Annotated in this window: 18 protein-coding genes; 2 read left to right on the forward strand and 16 right to left on the reverse strand. The window is 71.5% G+C overall.

The window, feature by feature from the left end; genetic code table 11:
* Positions 1-423, forward strand: a complete 423-nt coding sequence (locus tag CUC05_RS19905; protein ID WP_157965800.1) for a response regulator — start codon at positions 1-3, stop codon at positions 421-423.
* A 13-nt stretch (positions 424-436) separates the two neighbouring features.
* On the opposite strand, the gene CUC05_RS19910 is transcribed toward CUC05_RS19905, so the two are convergent.
* The 3 genes from CUC05_RS19910 to CUC05_RS19920 are packed head-to-tail and all read right to left on the reverse strand — an operon-like array spanning position 437 to position 2,057.
* The gene (locus CUC05_RS19910) at positions 437-1,195 is read right to left on the reverse strand and encodes an NAD(P)H-hydrate epimerase (RefSeq protein ID WP_108667890.1); all 759 of its coding nucleotides are present in this window, start codon (positions 1,193-1,195) and stop codon (positions 437-439) included.
* Between the two features lie 51 nt (positions 1,196-1,246).
* Positions 1,247-1,741: an NUDIX hydrolase gene (locus CUC05_RS19915; RefSeq protein ID WP_157965801.1), complete on the reverse strand. Its 495-nt coding sequence runs from the start codon at positions 1,739-1,741 to the stop codon at positions 1,247-1,249.
* Between the two features lie 10 nt (positions 1,742-1,751).
* Positions 1,752-2,057, reverse strand: a complete 306-nt coding sequence (locus tag CUC05_RS19920) for an MTH1187 family thiamine-binding protein (RefSeq protein WP_108667892.1) — start codon at positions 2,055-2,057, stop codon at positions 1,752-1,754.
* A 207-nt stretch (positions 2,058-2,264) separates the two neighbouring features.
* Here CUC05_RS19920 and CUC05_RS19925 point away from each other — a divergent pair, with 207 nt between their 5' ends.
* Positions 2,265-4,007 carry a nitrite/sulfite reductase gene (locus tag CUC05_RS19925; RefSeq protein ID WP_108667893.1) on the forward strand — a complete coding sequence of 581 codons (1,743 nt, stop codon included), beginning with the start codon at positions 2,265-2,267 and terminating at the stop codon, positions 4,005-4,007.
* A gap of 312 nt (positions 4,008-4,319) precedes the next feature.
* Here the strand turns inward: CUC05_RS19925 and CUC05_RS19930 are convergent, their stop codons facing one another.
* The 13 genes from CUC05_RS19930 to CUC05_RS19990 all read right to left on the reverse strand — a co-directional run bounded on the left by CUC05_RS19930 (position 4,320) and on the right by CUC05_RS19990 (position 19,311).
* Positions 4,320-5,279: a Ppx/GppA phosphatase family protein gene (locus CUC05_RS19930; RefSeq protein WP_108667973.1), complete on the reverse strand. Its 960-nt coding sequence runs from the start codon at positions 5,277-5,279 to the stop codon at positions 4,320-4,322.
* Between the two features lie 5 nt (positions 5,280-5,284).
* Complete coding sequence (locus tag CUC05_RS19935) at positions 5,285-5,881, reverse strand: DUF501 domain-containing protein (RefSeq protein ID WP_108667894.1); 597 nt, start codon at positions 5,879-5,881, stop codon at positions 5,285-5,287.
* A 41-nt stretch (positions 5,882-5,922) separates the two neighbouring features.
* Entirely contained in the window at positions 5,923-6,363 is a 441-nt protein-coding gene (locus tag CUC05_RS19940; protein WP_108667895.1) for a GNAT family N-acetyltransferase, read from the reverse strand.
* The gene (locus CUC05_RS24920) at positions 6,351-6,695 is read right to left on the reverse strand and encodes an FtsB family cell division protein (protein ID WP_157965802.1); all 345 of its coding nucleotides are present in this window, start codon (positions 6,693-6,695) and stop codon (positions 6,351-6,353) included. The genes CUC05_RS19940 and CUC05_RS24920 overlap by 13 nt, the downstream gene beginning before the upstream one ends.
* A 251-nt stretch (positions 6,696-6,946) precedes the next feature.
* On the reverse strand, positions 6,947-8,224 hold the full coding sequence (gene eno / locus CUC05_RS19950; protein WP_108667897.1) for a phosphopyruvate hydratase: 1,278 nt from the start codon (positions 8,222-8,224) through the stop codon (positions 6,947-6,949).
* Positions 8,225-8,322: 98 nt separating this feature from the next.
* Positions 8,323-9,342 (reverse strand): substrate-binding domain-containing protein, encoded by a 1,020-nt coding sequence (locus tag CUC05_RS19955; protein ID WP_108667898.1) that lies wholly within the window; start codon positions 9,340-9,342, stop codon positions 8,323-8,325.
* 34 nt (positions 9,343-9,376) lie between these two features.
* The gene (gene mazG, locus CUC05_RS19960) at positions 9,377-10,540 is read right to left on the reverse strand and encodes a nucleoside triphosphate pyrophosphohydrolase (RefSeq protein ID WP_108667899.1); all 1,164 of its coding nucleotides are present in this window, start codon (positions 10,538-10,540) and stop codon (positions 9,377-9,379) included.
* Between the two features lie 30 nt (positions 10,541-10,570).
* Complete coding sequence (locus tag CUC05_RS19965) at positions 10,571-11,608, reverse strand: peptidylprolyl isomerase (protein WP_108667900.1); 1,038 nt, start codon at positions 11,606-11,608, stop codon at positions 10,571-10,573.
* Positions 11,609-11,669: 61 nt separating this feature from the next.
* Positions 11,670-15,221 (reverse strand): transcription-repair coupling factor, encoded by a 3,552-nt coding sequence (mfd, locus tag CUC05_RS19970; RefSeq protein WP_157965803.1) that lies wholly within the window; start codon positions 15,219-15,221, stop codon positions 11,670-11,672.
* Between the two features lie 63 nt (positions 15,222-15,284).
* Positions 15,285-16,565, reverse strand: coding sequence for an EAL and HDOD domain-containing protein (locus tag CUC05_RS19975; protein WP_170128073.1), 1,281 nt, complete (start codon positions 16,563-16,565; stop codon positions 15,285-15,287).
* A 64-nt stretch (positions 16,566-16,629) separates the two neighbouring features.
* Complete coding sequence (pth, locus tag CUC05_RS19980; RefSeq protein ID WP_205712448.1) at positions 16,630-17,211, reverse strand: aminoacyl-tRNA hydrolase; 582 nt, start codon at positions 17,209-17,211, stop codon at positions 16,630-16,632.
* A gap of 66 nt (positions 17,212-17,277) precedes the next feature.
* Entirely contained in the window at positions 17,278-17,913 is a 636-nt protein-coding gene (locus tag CUC05_RS19985) for a 50S ribosomal protein L25 (protein ID WP_108667904.1), read from the reverse strand.
* 426 nt (positions 17,914-18,339) lie between these two features.
* Complete coding sequence (locus CUC05_RS19990) at positions 18,340-19,311, reverse strand: ribose-phosphate diphosphokinase (protein ID WP_108667974.1); 972 nt, start codon at positions 19,309-19,311, stop codon at positions 18,340-18,342.
* Positions 19,312-19,316: the final 5 nt, after the last annotated feature.

Here is a 19,316-nt window from a genome sequence, read left to right on the forward strand (position 1 = left end):
ATGCGCCTGGTCAGAGTCCTCATCGCCGAGGACAACGAGGACCACCTGTTCCTGGCCCGTGTCGCCCTGCAGGCCGTGCAGGGCGTGCAGATCGAGGTCGTTGCGGTGCAGGACGGGCAGGAGGCGCTGGACTACCTGCATGGCCGCGGACAGTACGACGGCCGCGAGCTGCCCCACCTGATCCTGCTGGACCTGTCGATGCCCCGCAAGGACGGCCTGACCGTCCTCAAGGAGCTGCGTGCCGACGAGGACCTGCAGTCGCTGCCCGTCGTGGTCCTCACCTCCAGCGACCGGCCGGAGGACGTCAACGCGGCCTACGCCCTCGGCGCGAACTCCTACGTCAACAAGGCCAAGGGCCTGTCCAGCCTGGCCGACTACTGGACCCAGACCGCGAACCTGCCGGACCCCGCGGCCAAGCGCTGAGGACGCGGGGCGGTCACTCGCCCCACTCGGCGGGTCGGTCGACGACCTCGGCCCGCCGCAGCCCGTCACGGTCGACCACGTAGAGGTCGGCGACGAACGGCATCGCCCCGCCGGCCACGTGTCCCGGGACGAGCAACGGCGCCGTGATGGTCACGTCGGCGCTGACCGTCTCGCCGACCATGCCCCGTTCGGGGTCGATACCGCTCGGCAGGTCCACCGCGACGATCGGGGCCGAGACGTCGCGCAGCGCGCGGACGAGGCCGAGCAGCGGGTCGGCCAGCAGTCCGCGCAGCCCGCGGCCGACCATGGCGTCGACGATGACGCTGGCACCGATGAGCGTGTCGCCGTCGAGGCCGTCGATGCCGTCGGCGGCCTCGACCACCACGACGTCCTCGCCACCGGTTCGCAGGATCTCCGCCGCGGCCCGCCCCACCGCACCGACGTTGCCGGGGCCGCAGAGGACCACGACCGGTCCGTCGACGGCGACCGGCCCGGCGCGCCCCTCCAGCTGGACCAGCAGTCGCTGCACGCCCTCGGCCACCCCGCTGGCCCAGGCCCGCCGGTCCTCCTCCGTCGGCGGGATCTCCTCGGAGGCACCTCGCGGGGTGGTCGGCGTGATCACCTGCCGGCTGGCGATGTCCCCCAGCCGGGGCCGTGGCGCCGGGGCACCGGGGACCGGCACGGTCTCCCACGGCCGCACGACCCGGTCGGCCGCGAGGTCGTTCGGCCGGTGCCCGTCGCTCCAGCCGGGAAGGGCCAGGTCCAGCAGCACGCTCGTGACGACGGCGGTCGCACCCCACAGCAGGTCGCCGTCGTTGAGCTGTCAGGCCCACGTGGAGCCCGCTGCGCTGAGCGGGACGGCACGCCAACGCTCCTCCTCGCGGAGGGAGAAGATGTCGACGTGGAGGATCTCGGCGACCTCGTCCTCGGCGGCCCGCAGCGGGTGCGGGTCACGCCAGACGCCGACGACCGCGGACATCCAGAAGCGGGACGGCGGGATGTAGAAGGCGGGCAGGCGGCCCACGACCTCGACCGAGGAGGGTTCGAGGCCGACCTCCTCGTCGGCTTCGCGCAGCGCGGCGGCGACCACGGACTCGCCGGGGTCCACCCGGCCGCCCGGGAAGCTGATCTGGCCGGGGTGGCTCGACAGGTGCGCCTGCCGACGCGTGTAGAGGATGCGCGCCCCTCCCTCGTCGTCGGTGGGCTCCAGCAGCAGCAGGACCGCCCCGCGCCGGGCGGTGACGGGCGCGTCGATGCTGTCGGCCGGGAGCGTCGCGAGGCCGCGCTGCAGCTCGTCGAGCAGGTCCTGGAAGCTCATCGGGCGGTGCTCAACGGTCGGCGCCACGCTTGGCGGCCACGCTCGACAGCTTGTCGGCCCCGGTCTGGCCGGGCTTGTCGGTCCGCACGTCGAACTTGCAGGTGAACGACACCCGTGGGGCGGACTCCAGCACCGCGTCACCGGCCGCGCGCATGGCCGCCATGCACTCCTCCCACGTGCCTTCCAGCAACGTGCCCGACGGGTCGGTGCGATGGGTGATGCCGGTCGCCTCGACCGCATCGAGCGCACGGGCGACCTCGGCCGAGACGCTGCCCGACCCGGTACCGATCGGGGTGACGGAGAACCAGACGAGCACGGGAACCGCTCCTTGCAGTTGGTCGGTCGAGGGTGATGCGCCCGCAGCTGGCTGACGTTGCAAACAGTGCAAAGAACATCGTTTGCACCGTTCTCAACCCATGCGGGTGTTCCCAAGGGGGTGGCCGTTGCCTAATCTCGCAGGACGTCGACGCGCCTGCACCGGGCCGTCACCCCGCACGCCGCCCACAGTCCAGGAGTCAACCCGATGGTCGCAGCCACCTACGCCGACTACGCCGAGATCGACGAGTTCGAGGAGACGATCAAGGCCTGGCGCCGCGGTGAGGTCGACGACACGACCTTCCGTGGAAAGCGCCTGCACATGGGTACCTACGGGATCCGCAACTCCGACGCGCACATGATCCGCGTCAAGATCCCCGGTGGGCTGCTGGAACCCGACCACCTCGACGCCGTCGCCGACATCGCCGAGTCCCACTCCCGCGGGTTCGCCCACCTCACGACCCGCCAGAACTTCCAGGTGCACTTCGTGGAGACCGACGAGGTCCCCGCGCTCATGCGTCGCCTGGCCGACGCCGGGCTGACGACGCGGGAGGCCTGCGGCAACAGCGTCAGGACGATCACGCAGTCCCACCTCGTCGGCATCGACCCCGAGGAGGTCGTCGACACCAGCCCGGCCGCCGAGGCGATCACCCGCTACTTCCTGCGCCACCCGCTGACCCAGCAGCTGCCACGCAAGTTCAAGATGGCCTTCGACGGCTCGACCCGTGACCACGCCCAGCTCGGCATCCACGACATCGGGTTCCTCGGCGCGCTCGACGGCGAGGGCAACCCGGGCTTCAGGCTGTTCGTCGGCGGTGGCCTCGGGTCGGCACCCCGTGAGGCCGACCTGCTCGAGCCGTTCACCCCGCCGGAGCGGCTGCTGCCGACCGTCGAGGCGATCCTGACGGTGTTCGACGAGCACGGCGAGCGGAAGAACCGCGTCCGGGCCCGCATGAAGTTCCTCCTCAACAAGTGGGGCATCGAGCGGTTCCGCGCCGAGGTCGAGACCGTCCGCATCCGGCTCGAGCGCGAGCACACCTACCCGACCTTCGCGGTCCCGACCAAGCCCGCCGCCGACGCCGCGCTGGCCGACCTTCCCCTCCCGGCCGCGGGCGACACGCTGGCCGCCGAGCAGGTTGCCGCCTACGAGCGCTGGCGGGACACCAACACCTTCGCCCACCCCGGGAGCAACGGTGGCGTGGCCTACGGCGCCTACGCCACGTTCCACCTCGGCGACGTCACCAGCGGCCAGCTCCGCGCGCTCGCCAAGGTGTGGCGCGAGCTGGGCGAGGACGTGCAGGTCCGCACGACCATCCGCCAGAACCTGCTGTTCGTCGGGCTGACGGCCGCGCAGGTCCCCGTGCTCTGGTCGACGCTCGACGCCGAGAACATGGCGTTGGCCCGGGCGGAGAAGTCCGGCGACGTCGTCTCGTGCCCGGGGGCCGAGACGTGCAACCTGGCCGTCACCGCCTCGCGCGGGCTGGCCGGTGCCGTCACCGATGCGCTGGAGGCCAACGGCCTGCACGAGATCGAGAACCTGCGCATCAACATCTCCGGCTGCCCCAACGCCTGCGGCCAGCACACGACGGCCGACCTCGGGTTCTCGGGCATGTCCCGGCGTGACCCCGACGGCAACGAGGCACCCGGCTACCGCGTGTACGTCGGCGCGCGGGTGGGCGAGGGCGGGGCCAAGTTCGGCCACTACGTCGCCAAGGTCCCGGCGAAGAAGGCGCCGGACGTCGCCGTCCTGCTGCTGGAGCGCTACGCCGGCGAGCGCGACCTCGGCGAGGCGTTCGCCGACTGGGTCGCCCGGGTCGACCCCAAGTCACTGAAGGCCACGCTGAAGGAGTTCGACGCCATGCCGACGCTGCAGGAGGACCCGGACTTCTACACCGACTTCGGCAACTCCGAGCGGTTCTCGGTGCAGATCGGCGAGGGCGAGTGCGCCTGATCCCGTCGCCCCGGCGGGCCTGACCACCCCCTCCATCGGCCGCGCGAAAAAGAGTTTCGAAGAAAACCGTCACGCAGCCGAACACCTCTCGTTGTGACCGGCAACGAGAGACCAGTCCCGAATCGACCTCCCGCCCCACCAGGCAGGAGGTCGCTTCGGTTTTCCGGCCATCCCGGACTGTGTCGTCGAACCGGCCACATGTCGTGGTTGGGCGACACACCGCGGGTTGGCGTGCGCCTTCCACCCCAGGGGCGTGTCGTCGAACCGGCCACATGTCGTGGTTGGGCGACACACCCTGCGGGGCGGCGGGGGTCAGCCCAGGGAGCGTGCGATGCCGTCGAGGATGTCGGTCTCGCTGACGACGACCTCGACGAAGCCGAAGTGGGCCAGCACGCCGTCAAGGACCAGGGCGCCGGCGGCGATGACGTCGGCTCGGCCGGGTTCGACACCCAGCCGGTCCACCCGCTCGGCCGTGGGCATGGCGCACAGCCGGCTGGCGAGCTCGGCCACCGTGTCGGCCGACAGCCGAACGCCGTGGACGGCGCCGTCCTGCCACTCCCCCAGCCCGAGGTGGACCGCGGCCAACGTGGTCACCGTGCCGGCGGTCCCCACGAGCACGTCGCCGGGCTCGGGGGCGACCAGGCGGGCGACCGCTATCATCTCCGCCGTTACCGTCGCCCGGGCCGCCTTCACCTGCGAGGGGGAGGGAGGGTCGTCGTGGAGGTGCTGCTCGGTCAGGCGCACCGAGCCGAGCTGGCGGGACGTCGAGGCCAGGACGTGGTCGGTGCCGTGGACGAGCTCCGTGGACCCGCCGCCGATGTCGAGGACGACCACCGGCCCGTCGACGCCACCGGCCCCCGCTCGCAGCCCGGCCAGGGCGCCGTCGAAGGCCAGCGCCGCCTCCTGCTCGCCGGTCAGGACCTCCGGCGCCACGCCCGTGACGGCCACGACGGCGTCACGGAAGCCGTCGGCGTTGGAGGCGTCGCGGGCGGCCGACGTGGCGGTGATGCGGACGCGTGCGGCGCCGAGGTGTGTCCAGCGGGCGTGGTACTCCCCGAGTGCTGCGACGGTCCGGTCCACGGCGGCCGGGTCCAGCCGGCCCGTCCGGTCCACCCCGGCGCCCAGGCGGGTGATGCGCAGCTGGCGGTCGAGGGTCCGCAGCCCCCCGTCGCGGGACGGCCGCGCCACGAGCAGCCGGACGGAGTTGGTGCCGATGTCGACGGCCGCGACGACCTCACCGCTCCCGTCGCCCCGCGCCGCCGTCGGCGCCACGGGGGTCACTCCCCCGGGTGCTCGTCGGGCAGCGTCGCGCAGGGCTTGGGGCAGCCCATCGGCTCGAGCTGCTCGGCCACCCACGCGCCGATCGGGTTGTCGTCGGTCGCCAGGTGGTGGCCGTACAGGCTGTGCAGGCACTTGACCCGCTCGGGCATGCCCCCTGCGGCCGGGTCGCTGGGGACCCGGTCGCCCAACGCGTTGCGGAACGCCACGTAGCGGCCACCGGCAGCGGCGTACTCCGCGGCGAGCTCCTCGTCCTCGGCCAGCCGGGCGTTCAGGTCGACCATGACGCCCGACCCCTCGATGGTGCCGATGCGCGAGCTGGCCAGCGGGCAGGCCAGCCAGAACACGGTCGGGAAGGGAGTACCGGTCGCCAGGACCGGGTCGACCCGCATGACCGCCGGCAGCCCCCAGCCGCAGCGCACCGCCGCAGCCGATCGGCCCCGCAGCGGGCGGCCGATCATCTGCTCGCCCAGCGCACGGTCGTCGGCGTCCATCAGCGGCCGCGCCGCCTGGGCCTCGTAGGAGGCGTCTGCCGCGACGGTCAGGGCGTCGACGGTGGGTGATGGCAGGTCCGGGATGGGGTCGGTGGGCTCCATGCCTGCCAGTGTGCCTGCCCGCCCGACAGCGACCTCCGGGCTCAGGTGGCCGGTCGACGCATGGGGACGTGCGGGATGCCGTCCTCGACGAACTCCGGTCCGTCGGGGGCGAACCCGTGGGCGGCGTAGAAGCCCGTCAGGTGGGACTGCGCGTCGAGCACCGTCTCGCCGGGATGGCGGCGGAGCACCTCCACCAGCAGCCGCCCGGCCAGGCCCTGTCCGCGGGCCCAGGCGGCGGTGACGACCCGCCCGATCCGCTGCACGTCGCCGTCGTCGAGCAGCCGCAGGTAGGAGGCGATTCGGCCGTCGTCGCCGGCCAGCCACACGTGTCGGGTGCCGGGTTCGTCGTCGCGACCGTCGACCTCGGGATACGCGCAGGCCTGCTCCACCACGAACACGTCGATGCGCAGCCGCAGGACGGCCAGCAGCGACGCCGCGTCGAGCTGGTCGAAGGACCGCTCGACGAGGGTCAGCGGAACCACGCGCTCACGGTCTCCAGCACACGCTCGATCAGCGGGGGTTCGGGGGCGACGGCCGGGGCGTCGGGCTCGACCGGCGGTTCGGTCGGCGGGTTGACCACGATGTAGGGGATCTCGCCCGGGCGCGTCATGCCGAGCTGGCTGCGCGCCTCCTCCTCCAGCGACACGGGGTCCTCCAGCCGGGTGCGTTCGGACTCCAGGGACTCCACCGCCTCCAGCAGGCCGCGCTGTTCGTCGGTGAGGGTGTCCACCCGCCCACGGGCCGCGGTGTAGTCGGCGTAGGGGCCGATCGCCATGGCCCCGAGCAGGACGACGATGGCCACCAGCCCGCCCATCGCAAGCCGGAGCGTCGGCCGGCGCTGGGCCACCGGACGCTTGGCAGGCGCCTTGCGCCCGGACGACGACCGACCCTTCGCCGGTGTCTTCCCCGCTGCCGCCCGACCCTTCGCCGGCGCCTTCTTCCCGGAAGCCGCCTTCCTGGAAGCCGCCTTCCCGGAAGCCGCCTTCCGCGATGTGGGCGCGCGACGACCGGCCGGTCGCGGGGACCGGCCGGTGGAGCGGGATCGGGCGGGCTCTGCCATGTGTCCTATCGGCGCTGCTTGAAGGCGCTCGCCCCCGCGTAACGGGCGGCGTCGCCGAGCATCCCCTCGATGCGCAGCAGCTGGTTGTACTTGGCGACCCGGTCCGACCGCGCCGGCGCGCCGGTCTTGATCTGCCCGGCGTTCACCGCGACGGCCAGGTCGGCGATGGTGACGTCCTCGGTCTCGCCCGACCGGTGGCTGACCATGCAGGTCCAGCCGTTGCGGTGGGCCATCTCCATCGTCTCGAGGGTCTCGGTCAGGGTGCCGATCTGGTTGACCTTCACCAGCACGCTGTTGGCCGACTCGAGCTCGATGCCCTTGGAGAGGCGCTCGACGTTGGTCACGAACAGGTCGTCGCCGACCAGCTGGCAGCGGTCACCGATCGCGCTGTTGAGCGCGGTCCAGCCGTCCCAGTCGTCCTCGTCCAGGCCGTCCTCGATCGACACGATCGGGTACCGGTCGACGAGGTCGGCCAGCAGGTCGACCATCTCGGCGGAGGACAGCGAGCGGCCCTCCCCCTCCAGGCGGTAGGTGCCGTCCTCGAAGAACTCGCTGCTCGCGACGTCCATCGCGAGGGCCACGTCATCGCCGACGGCGTACCCGGCGTTGCCGATGGCCTCGGCGATGAGGTCCAGGGCAGCGTCCACCGACGGCAGGTCCGGGGCGAAACCACCCTCGTCACCCAGGGCGGTGTTCAGGCCGCGGCCCGACAGCACCTTCTTGAGCTGGTGGTAGACCTCGGTGCCCATCCGGAGGGCCTCGGCGAACGTGGGGGCACCGACCGGGGCGATCATGAACTCCTGGAAGTCCACCGAGGACTCCGCGTGCGAGCCACCGTTGATGATGTTCATCATCGGGACGGGCAGGACGTGGGCGTTGGGCCCACCCAGGTAGGCGTACAGCGGCAAGCCGCGCGAGACGGCCGCGGCCTTGGCGACGGCGAGGCTGGCGCCGAGGATGGCGTTGGCGCCGATCTCACCCTTGTTGGCGGTGCCGTCGAGGTCCAGCAGCGCATCGTCGATGTCGCGCTGGTCGGTCGCGTCGTAGCCGACCAGCAGCGGACGGATCTGCTCGTTGACGTTGGCGACGGCCTGCAGGACGCCCTTGCCGCCGTAGCGGTCACCGCCGTCCCTGAGCTCCACGGCCTCGAACGCGCCGGTGGACGCACCGCTCGGCACGCCGGCCCGGCCGGTGCTCCCGTCCTCGAGCAGCACCTCTACTTCGACTGTCGGGTTGCCGCGTGAGTCCAGGATCTCCCTGGCTGCGACGTCGATGATCTCCATGATGGGTCCTCCTCGGGGGAACCGCTGGGCCTCATGACACCACACGAGCCACAGCAGCAACTTTAGGTCACTCCAGCCACACCACAACGCGGGCCGGGTCAGCGGGGGTGCTGCACCAGCGGCGCGGCGGTCTCGCGGACCACCAGCGACGTGGGCAGGTGGCGCGGATAGTGCCCGATGTCCTCGTCGCGGGCCAGCGACAGCAGGATCTCCCCGGCGGTCCGACCCAGCAGGTGCATGGGCTGGGAGACCGTCGTCAGCCCGATGTAGGAGGACACCTCGTGGTCGTCGAACCCGACGACGGACACGTCCTCGGGACAGCGGAGGCCGCGCTCCTTGATCGCCCGCAGGGCGCCGATGGCCATCTCGTCGGACATGCAGAAGACCGCCGTCAGGTCGGGGTGTGCCGAGAACAACGTGTCCATGCCGTGCACGCCGTCGATGAGGCGGAAGTCACCGTAGAACTCCCACGACGGGTCCGGGGCGACATCGTGTTCCCGCAGCGCCCGCAGCCAGCCCTCTCGCCGGTCGCGGCCGACCCGGAACCGCATCGGGTCCTCCAGCAGCCCCCCGATCAGCCCGACGTGGCGGTGGCCGAGGTCCAGCAGGTACTCGGTGGCCGTCCGACCCGCGGCGGTGTTGTCGATGGACACGCCCGGGTAGTGGGCCCCACGCTCGCCGACGCTGACGATGTCGGTCCCGAGGCCCGCCAGCATGCGCTGCTCGGGGTCGGTGAGGGGGATGTCGATCAGCAGGACGCCGTCGACGCGCTTGCGGAACGGCAGGAGCGTCAGGAACCGCTCTCGCGCGGCCGGGGTCGGCAGGGAGTACAGCAGCATGTCGTAGCCCTGCCCCTCCAGCACCGACTGGGCGCCGGCGAGGACGGCCTGGAAGTACCAGCCCTGCGTGTGGGGGACGACCGCCGCCACGGTCAGGTTGCGGCCGGCAGCCAGCCTCGACGCGTTGGGGTTGACGACGTAGTCCAGCTCGGCCGCGGCACGCAGCACACGTTCGCGGGTCGACCCTGCGACGTTGGGCAGGCCCCGGAGGGCACGGCTCACCGTCGCGACCGACACGCCGGCCCTCGCGGCTACATCTCCGATTGTGGCGTTCATCATCCTGCGGCCTGTAAGCGGTTGCAGTCAGGTGAGCCTACTCGGCGTCACGCGCCTCGGTCCAGCGTGCCCGCCAGTCGTCCTCCGACAGGCCAGCAGGGTCGACACCCTCCGTCGCCAGCGTGTCGACGGTGCGTTCGAACCGGCTGCGGAACCGGCTGACCGCGCCGCGAAGGGCCTGCTCGGGGTCGGTGCCGGCGGCACGGGCCATCGAGACGACGGCGAACAGCAGGTCGCCGATCTCCTCGGCACGATGGGTGTCGTCCTCGGCGTCGAGGACCTCCTCGAGCTCCTCGGCCACCTGCTCGGCGGCCGAGGCGACGTCGGGCCAGGCGAAGCCGAGGCGTTCGGCCCGCGACTGGACCTTGGCGGCGGCGGCGACCGCCGGCAGGCCGCGCGGCACCCCGTCGAAGGGGCCGGTCCGCTCGGGCTTCTCCTCGGCCTTGATGTCCTCCCAGTTGGCGACGACGGTCTCGGCGTCGTCGGCCACCACGTCGGCGAAGACGTGGGGGTGCCGCCGGATCAGCTTGTCGCTGATCCCCTGGGCGACGGCGTCGATGTCGAACTCCCCGGACAGCTCGGCGTGGAACGTCACCTGCATGAGCACGTCGCCGAGCTCCTCGGCGATGCCCACAGGGTCACCCTCGGCGATGGCCTCGGCCAGCTCGTGGGCTTCCTCGATGGCGTAGGGCGCCAGGGACTCGTGGGTCTGCTCGGCGTCCCACGGGCAGCCGTCGGGCGCGAGCAGCCGTTCCTGCACCCGCACGAGGTCCAGGACCTTGACGCCCTTGGGTGCCAGGCCGAAGTAGACGACCTCGACCTCGACGGCCTCGCGGGCCGCCTCCATGCCGAGGGAGCTGGTGAAGGCGTCGGTGTCGTCGGGGCCCAGCACGTAGCCGACGGACCCGACGGCCTTCGCGCGGTCCAGCACCCAGGTGGCGCGGGCCTTGTCGACAAGCGACAGGCCGCCGAGCATCTCGGCGCGGCCCATGGCACGTTCGCCGACGTCGGTGGGCACCGTCTCGTAGCGCTCCTCCGCCATGTCCAGGTGGTGGGCCATGGGGTGCTCGGGACCGGACAGCACGATCAGGTCGCAGCTGCGGAGCGCCTGGAAGGCGTGCAGGGGAAGGAGGCCCGGCAGCTGGTCGACGGTGTCGATCAGGACCAGCCGGGGCATGGGGGCGGCGGTGGTGTCGTCCATGTGGGGTGCGCCGGTGGCGCGGCCCGTGGGCTAGCCGGGCTGCTCGGTCGGCGGCAGCGCAGGCTGGTCCTGCAGGCCGTCCGCTGCGGCTCCGCCAGCCGGCTGGAGGTCGCCCAGCGGGTCACCGGCGACGACGATCTGCTGCGCCCCGTCCCAGCGACCGAAGCGCGGGTTGACGGTGACCTCCTCGACGTTGCTGAGGCCGATCATGAACGCCTGCATGGCCTGCTGGCTGCCCTGCTGCTGGAGGCTCTCCTCGATCTGGGCCCGCAGCTCGTCGTCCAGCTCCGGCGGGGCGGAGGTGCGGATGACGTGCCAGCCGAACTGGGTCTCGACCGGCTCGCTGATCTCGCCCGGCTCGAGGTCCGAAGCGGCCAGCTCGAAGGGCTCGACGAAGGCGCCGGGGGTCAGCTGGCCGACGACGCCACCCTGCTGGGCGCTGCCGGTGTCGAGGGAGCGCTCGAGCGCCAGGGCCTCGAAGTCCGCGCCGTCCTCCAGCTCGGCGATGACGTCCAGCGCCTCGTCCTCGGTCTCGACCAGGATGTGGGCGACCTCGGGGAGGGCGACCTGCTGCTCGTAGAGGTCCTGGATCTCCTCGTCGGTGACCTCGACACCTGCCGCGATGTCGGCCTCGATGGCCTGGGCGAGGGTCTGGAGGCGAACCTGCTCGGTCAGCCCCTCCAGGGTCAGCCCGGCGGCGGCCAGCTCGGTCTCGAACGTCGCCTCGTCGGGGAACTGGTCGATGATGCCCTGCAGCTCGGCCTGCACATCCTCCTCGGTCGGCAGGTCCAGGCCGCGCTGGTCGAGCGCGGCCTCCAGCAGCGCCTCGACGATGAACTGGCCGAGGATGCGGGACCGCTCCTGGATCTCGGCGTCGGCTTCGCCCAGCTGGGCGACCGCCTCGGCGTAGGCAGCGGAGTCGGCGCGCTCGAGGAAGCGGTCCTGGACCAGCGACACCTCGATGTTGCGGTCGCCGACGGCAGCGGCGACGCCGGGGTTGCCGACGGTCTGCCCGCAGGCGGTGGCCAGCAGGCCGAGGACGAGCAGGAGTGGGAGGAGTCGAGGCATCGGAGGGTGGGGGTAGACAGCTGCAGGGGACGACAGGGCCACGATGGGCCCCGGCGGAATGCTACTTGCTCGCGAAGAGGTCCTTGAGCCGCTTGGCCAGCCACCCGATCAGGTCGACCGATCCCTTGGCCGGCATGCGCAGCTCGACGAGCTCCGCCGACGGGTTGTACAGGGCGTTGCGGTCGGTCCGCTGCAGCCGCACCTGCTGGGACTCCGTCAGCTTCACCGGGTGGATCCGCACCGTCCGCCGTGGCGTGGTGGAGATCTCCGTCACCCCCCAGCGTCGCAGCGCCGCCTTGAGCGCGGCCACCGTCAGCAGCCGCTCGACGGGGTCGGGCAGCGGGCCGTAGCGGTCCTTGAGCTCGGCCTTGGCGTTCTTGACGCCGCGGGCGTCGCGGACGCTGGCGATCGTCCGGTAGGCCTCCAGCCGCAGGCCCTCGTCGGCGATGTAGTCCTTGGGGATGTGGGCGTCGATGGGCAGGTCGACCTTCACCTCGGGCTCGCGTTCGGTCGGCTTGCCCTGTGTCAGCTCGGTGACGGCCTCGGCCATCAGCTGGCTGTAGGCCTCGAAGCCGACGGTGGCCACCGAGCCGGACTGGTCGGCCCCAAGCATCGAACCGGCGCCACGGATCTCGAGGTCCTTCAGGGCGATCGACATGCCCGACCCCAGCTGGGTGTGCGTGGCGATGGACTCCAGCCGCTTGTAGGCCTCCTCGGTGAGGGAGGCGTCGGCCGGGTGGAACAGGTAGGCGTAGCCGCGGGCGCGGGACCGCCCGACGCGGCCGCGCAGCTGGTACAGCTGAGCCAGGCCGAAGAGGTCGGCGCGCTCGACGATCAGCGTGTTGGCGTTGGGGATGTCCAGGCCCGACTCGATGATCGTCGTGGCGACGAGCACGTCGAACTCGCGATGCCAGAAGTCCAGCATCACCTGCTCCAGCTCCGACTCGCTCATCTGGCCGTGGCCGATGCCGACCCGTACGCCGGGGACCAGCTCCTTGATGCGTTCGGCGGCCGCGTGGATGGTGCGCACGGAGTTGTGCAGCCAGAAGACCTGGCCCTCGCGCAGCATCTCGCGACGGATCGCCAGCGCCGCGAGGTTCTCGTCCATCGGCCCGACCTGGGTGACGATGGGCTGGCGTTCCTCGGGTGCGGTCTCGATGGTGGACAGGTCACGGATGCCCGTGATCGCCATCTCCATGGTCCGCGGGATGGGTGTTGCCGACATCGTCAGCACGTCCACCGAGGTCTTCATCTGCTTGAGGCGTTCCTTGTGGGTGACGCCGAACCGCTGCTCCTCGTCCACGATCAGCAGGCCGAGGTCCTTGAACTCGATGTCCTTGCTGAGCAGGCGGTGGGTCCCGATGACCAGGTCGACGGTGCCGGCGGCGAGCCCGTCGAGGATCTCCTTCTGCTCCTTGGGGCTGGCGAACCGGCTGAGCACCGCGATGTTGACGGGGAACCCGCTGAACCGTTCGGTGAAGGTCTCGCCGTGCTGCTGGGCCAGCAGGGTGGTGGGCACGAGGACCGCGCACTGCTTGTGGTCGAACACGGCCTTGGCGGCGGCGCGGACGGCCACCTCGGTCTTGCCGAAGCCGACATCGCCGCAGATCAGCCGGTCCATCGGGACCGGCGACTCCATGTCCTCCTTGACCGCGTCGATGGCCTCGAGCTGGTCGGGGGTCTCTGGGTACGGGAAGGCCTGCTCGAGCTCGGCCTGCCAGGTCGAGTCGGGGCTGAATGCGTGGCCGGGCGAGTGCATGCGCGCCTGGTACAGCCGGATCAGCTCGCTGGCCATCTCCTCGACGGCGGCCTTGACCTTGCCGCGGGCGCGGTCCCAGTCGGCCCCGCCCATCCTCATGACCTTGGGGTCCTCGCCGCCCACGTACTTGGCGAGCGTGTCGACCTGGTCGGAGGGGACGAACAGCCGGTCGGCGCCGGCGTACTCCACGATGACGTAGTCGCGGGTGATCTTCCCGGCGCTGCCGCCGCCCAGGGTGGTGGTGCCCCGCAGCTCGCGGGTGACCATCCCGACGTAGCGGCCGACGCCGTGGACGCTGTGGACGATCGGGTCGCCCTCCTCCAGGTCCAGGACCGCCTGCTGGGCAGCTCGGCGGCTGGGCAGCCGTCGGCCGGCGCGGGTCCGTCGGGGTCCGAAGAGGTCGAACTCGCCGAGCAGGCAGATGCCCTCGCGTTCGCTCAGGAAGCCGGTCCGCAGGTCGCACTCGACGATGTGGGCGCGGCCGTCGGGGCTGGAGGGGACGAGGGCGAGGGGGTCGACGTCGGGATCGTCAGGCCGCTTGGGCACGTCGACGGGGACGCCCTCGGCACGCAGGACCTCGGCGAGGCGCAGCGCCGGACCGTGCCCGGCGGTGGTCAGCACGACCGTCATCGGGTCGCGTTCGTCGGTACCGGCCAGGTAGCGCTTGACGGTCTGGGCGGCGCTGACCACGTCGCCCTTGAAGGTGTCCCACGGACGGGCCGTCAGCTTCAAGAACGAGTCGGCGGTCGTGAACGGGGTCAGCCGCCAGACCTTGCCGGTCCCGCCCCGCTCGTAGCCCTCGACGACCTCGTCGAGGTCGGCGAACCCGGCCCGCTCGTTGCGTTCGTGGGCCGCGTCGACGGCCGCACGCCCGTCGGTGCCGGCGGCGGCCGCCAGCTGCTCCCAGTCGGTGATCATCAGCTCGGCGGCCTGGTCGACCAGCTGGGCGGCACGATCGTGGGACTGGGTCGGGTCGACGATGACCAACCCGGTGCGGTCCGGCATCAGGTCGGGCAGGTGGGCCGGGGTGGGGTGGATGGCGGTGACCAGGCCCTCCACGCCCTCGAAGGCGACGCCGTCGGCCAGCATGTGCAGCTGGTCGGCCAGGGCCGGGACCTGCTCGGCCATCTTGCGGGCGGTGCCGGCGGTCTCGGCGTCCAGCACCAGCTCGCGGGCGGCATGGATGACGACCTCGTCGACGGTCTCCAGCGCACGCTGGTCGGCGATGGCGAACTCGCGCAGGCCGTCGACGTCGTCGCCCCAGAACTCGATGCGGACGGGGTGGTCGCCGGTGGTCGGGAACACGTCGACGATGCCGCCGCGGGAGGCGAACTCACCGCGCTGGGTGACCAGCGACGAGCGGGTGTAGCCGAGGGTGGCCAGCTGGTCGACCAGCACCGTCGGCCCACCGTCCCATCCGGCGGAGACCGTCAGCGGCACCCGTTCGGCCAGCCGCGGGTCCATGGGCTGCAGGACGGCACGGACGGGGGCGACGACGATGCGCAGCGCGTCACGGCGCAGCTGGTCGAGGACCCGCAGGCGCTGTCCGACCGTGGCGGGTTGGGGCGACAGGCGTTCGTGCGGCAGCGTCTCCCACGACGGGAAGATGGCGACCGCGTCGGTGCCGACGAACGCGCCGATGTCGTCGGCGAGGGCCTCGGCGTCCTTGGTCGTGGGGGTGACGACGAGCAGCGGACGCCGCTTGGCGAGGTGGGCGATGACGTAGGGCCGCAGCGGCGGACTGACGGTGGCCTCGCTGGTGAAGGCGAGGTCGTCGAAGTCCTCCCCGGCGCGCGAGAGCAGGGAGGAGAGGGGGCCGCGCACATCGGTGGCGGGCAGCGGGGCGGCGCTCATGGGGGCGTCAATGGTGACGTGCCGACCGTCCTCGGACAACCGGCCCACCGACCGGTCGGCGGCTCAGGCAGCCACTGCGGTGGACCCGAAGAACTCGCGACCCCACTCGATCGCGTCGAGGTACAGGCCGATGAGCTCGGTCTCGGGCCAGCGGTGCTGCTCGGCGATGGCCGACACGGTGTCCCACTGGCCGCGCTCGTAGGCGACGACGATGTCCAGCAGGTCCTGCAGCGCACCGGGTTCGCCCTGCAGGGCGTCGGTCACCTCGGGGTCCATGGAGACGTCGGCCAGCGCGTCGGCCATCGAGCGGCCGAGCATGACGTCGATCAGGCTGAACATGCCGAGGCTGAAGCAGGCGTGGGGCGTGGCGACGCCCAGCCGGGTGCCGAGCGACTCGCAGAACCGGGCCCGGATGGCGCACACGAGCGCCAGCTCGCGCGGGCCCGGGTCCGACAGGCCGCTGACGGTGGCGACGCTGACCCACCGACGCACGTTCTCGATGCCGAGCATCACGAGGGCACGTTCGAGGGACTCGATGCGACCGCGGAACCCGAAGTGGGCGCTGTTGACGAACCGCAGCAGCTTGAACGACAGGGCGACGTCGGTCTTGATGACCCGTGCGACCTGGGCGAAGTCCATGTCCTCGGCGTAGGCCAGCCGCTGCAGCTGCAGGTAGGCGACCTTGTGGCCGGGCAGCTCGCGGCCCTCGATCACGCGGGCGGAGGAGAAGAAGAACCCCTGGACGTAGTCGACACCGGCGGCCACGACGTGGTCGCGGTCCTCGGCAGTGTCCACGCTGGTGGCGATGACGGCGCAGCCGTGCTCGCGGATGGGTGCCAGGGCCGCCTCGATCTCCTCGCGGTCCTTGCCACGGAGGTCGACCTTGACGAAGTCCGCGATGGCCAGCAGGGGTTGGCACGACGCGGTCCAGAAGAAGTCGGCCAGGGCGATGCGGTAGCCGCGTCGGCGGTACTCCTGGCAGCGGGCCAGGACGGCGTCGCGGTTGCGGGACGCCCACACGTCGCGGCCCAGCTCCAGCGTCGACTGGTCCGGCGGCATCAGCAGCGGGGTGGAGTCGACGAACTGGGCCAGCGGGAAGCGGACGAACGCCAGGTGGTCGCCGACGACGGTGTCCACACCGAGGGTCAGGACGCTGTGGCTGACGACCTCGGAGGTGGCACGGAACTCGTCGACCTCGGTGAACGCGCTGAACAAGCCGCCGCTGTCACGGAACAGCAGCTCGTAGCCCAGCGGGGTGTGCTGGTCATCGGCGGTGAGGATCGGGCGACGCGCGACCTGGACGGTCGCAAGGGCGCCGGCTCCGAGCTTGAGGGTCTCGGTCATGGCGTGAGTCCTCATCGGCGCGCCCGGCCGGGGACGAAGCGATGTGGGGAAGTTTTCCGCCGCCTCAGGCGGTGTGGACCCGGTTCTGGGTCGCCTCGAGGCCCTCGCTGATGACCTGGACCAGCGCGTCGACGGCATGCTCGACGGCCACGTCGATGACGTCGGCGCGTTCCTTGGCAGGGAACTTCTGCAGGACGTACTTGGCGCCGGGCATGCGGCCGGGCGGCCGGCCGATGCCGAACCGCAGCCGGATGTAGTCCTTGGCCCCGAGGCGCTGGTTGATGTCCCGGATGCCGTTGTGCCCGCCGGAGCCGCCGCGCTTGAGGCGCAGGACGCCGGGATCGAGGTCCAGCTCGTCCTGGACCACGACGAGGCGTTCGGTCGGCACCTTGTAGAACCGCACGAGCTGCTGGACGGGCCCGCCGGAGTTGTTCATGTACCCGTAGGGCACGGCCAGGGTGACCGGGATGCGGTCGGCGCCGGCCTGCACGAAGGTGTCGGCGACCAGCGCCTGGGCCTTGTGCGGCTTGAGGTCCACGCCGTGCCGCGCGGCGGCGGCACGGATGACGTCGGCCCCGATGTTGTGTCGGGTGCCGCCGTACTCGGCCTCGGGGTTGGTCAGGCCGACCGCGAGCCAGCGGTCCATGGTGGACTCCTCCTCGCGGTCGCGACCGTGTTCACGTCGCGCTCGCCAGCGGGCGAGCATCGCGTGCTACTCCTCGCCGCCCTCGGCAGCCTCGGCGGCCTCGCCCTCAGCGGCCTCGCCCTCGGCAGCCTCGTCCTCGTCCTCGACGGGGGAGGTGTCGGGCAGGTTGATCGTGACGGCGGTGCGCTCGGGGTCGTCCAGCAGGTCGACGCCCTCGGGCAGCTCGACCTCGCCGGCGCGGACCACGTCGCCGACCTCGCGGCCCTCGACGGTGGTGGTGAAGTACTCGGGGACCTCGAGGGGCAGCACGTCCACGGTCAGGTAGTTCATGACCTGGTTGACCACGGCACCCTCGACCTCGCCCTCGACGTGCAGCGGGATCTCGACGGTCACCTTGACGTTCTTGTCGATGGCGACGAAGTCCACGTGCAGTACGTCACGACGGACGGGGTGGCGGTGGATCTCGCGCGGCATCGTCAGGTGGGTGTCACCGGCGATGTCCATCTGGATCACGACGTTCTCACCGGCGTCGGTGGCCAGCGCGTGGCGCAGGTCGGCGGCGTCGACGTGCACGGCGGTGGCAGCGTCCAGACCGGCGCCGTAGGCCACCGCGGGGACACGGCCGGCACGACGCAGCGCGCGCGCCTCACCCTTCCCGTCGCCGGGACGGGGGTCAGCGTTCAGCACAACTTGGTCAGCCATCTTGGGAACTCCTTGGGTGGCTCGCGGGCTCCGCGAGATGTCGTGAGCACGACAGAATCCGGGGTGGCGCGCGGGCGTGCCGAAACGCCGCGGCGCGCGGGAGCAGAGGAGTGTACGCCAGCCCTTCGCGTCCCGCCACCCGACGGGTCACCGGTGGGCCGATCAGCCGGCCGAGACTGGCATCGCGCCACGATCGTAGCCAGCGGTGCACCCGTGCACCCGATCGCACAATCGTCGCCGACGACCAATTGTCCGGGATCGGCTTTCCCCCACGATTGTGGCGAGGGGTGCACCTGTGCACCCGATCGCACAATCGTCGGGGAAAGCCAGCCTCGGGAGGATCGGGGCGTGCTGCCTGACCCGACGCAAGCCCACACCGGTCGACTCCCCGCCCATTCGCGGGGAGCTGACCGGACGCAGCGGCGGTCAGATGTTGTCGTCGTCGAAGAGCTCCGACACCGACTCGTCCTCGAAGATCGCGCGCATGGTGCTGGCGATGATCGGGGCGATCGACAGCTGCACGATCTTGTCGCTGCCGCAGTTGTCGGGGATCGGCAGGGTCGAGGTGACCACGATCTTCTCGATGACGCTGTCCTCCAGCCGCTGACAGGCCGGGCCCGACAGCAGCGGGTGGGTGGCCAGGGCGAGGACGCGCTTGGCCCCGCGCTCGGCCAGCGCCTCGGCCGCGCCGCACAGGGTGCCGGCGGTGTCGATCATGTCGTCGACCAGCACGACGGTCTTGCCCTCCACGTCGCCGACGACCGCGAGGGTCTTGGCGACGTTGTGCGCGGTGCGGGTCTTGGCCAGGAAGGCGATGCCGGCCTCGGGGACACGGGACTGGAACTTCTCCGCGAGGCGCACGCGCCCGGCGTCGGGGCTCGCGAAGACGATGTCCTCGTCGGAGGGGATGTTCTCGGTGACCCAGTTGACGAGCAGCGGCAGCGCGGTCAGGTGGTCCAGCGGGTCGTTGAAGAAGCCCTGGATCTGTCCGGTGTGCAGGTCGACGCTGACGACCCGGTCGCAGCCCGCCGCGGTCAGCAGGTCGGCCAGCAGCTTGGCGGTGATCGGCTCGCGCGACTTGGCCTTCTTGTCCTGGCGGGCGTAGCCGTAGAACGGCACCACGGCGGTGATCCGCTTGGCCGACGCGCGCTTGGCGGCGTCGATCATGATCAGCTGCTCCATGATGTTGGCGTTCACCGGCTCGCAGTGGGTCTGCACGATGAACACGTCGCTGCCGCGGACGTTCTCCTGCATGCGGCAGTAGATCTCGCCGTTGGCGAAGCGGTGGATGTCGATGTCGCCCAGCTTCATGCCGAGATGGGCGGCGACGTCCTCGGCAAGCGCGGTGTACCCCGTGCCCGAGAAGATCTGCATCCGCTTCTTGTTCATGATCTCCATGCTGG

This window comes from Euzebya rosea (genome assembly GCF_003073135.1).
Taxonomy (GTDB): Bacteria; Actinomycetota; Nitriliruptoria; order Euzebyales; family Euzebyaceae; genus Euzebya; species Euzebya rosea.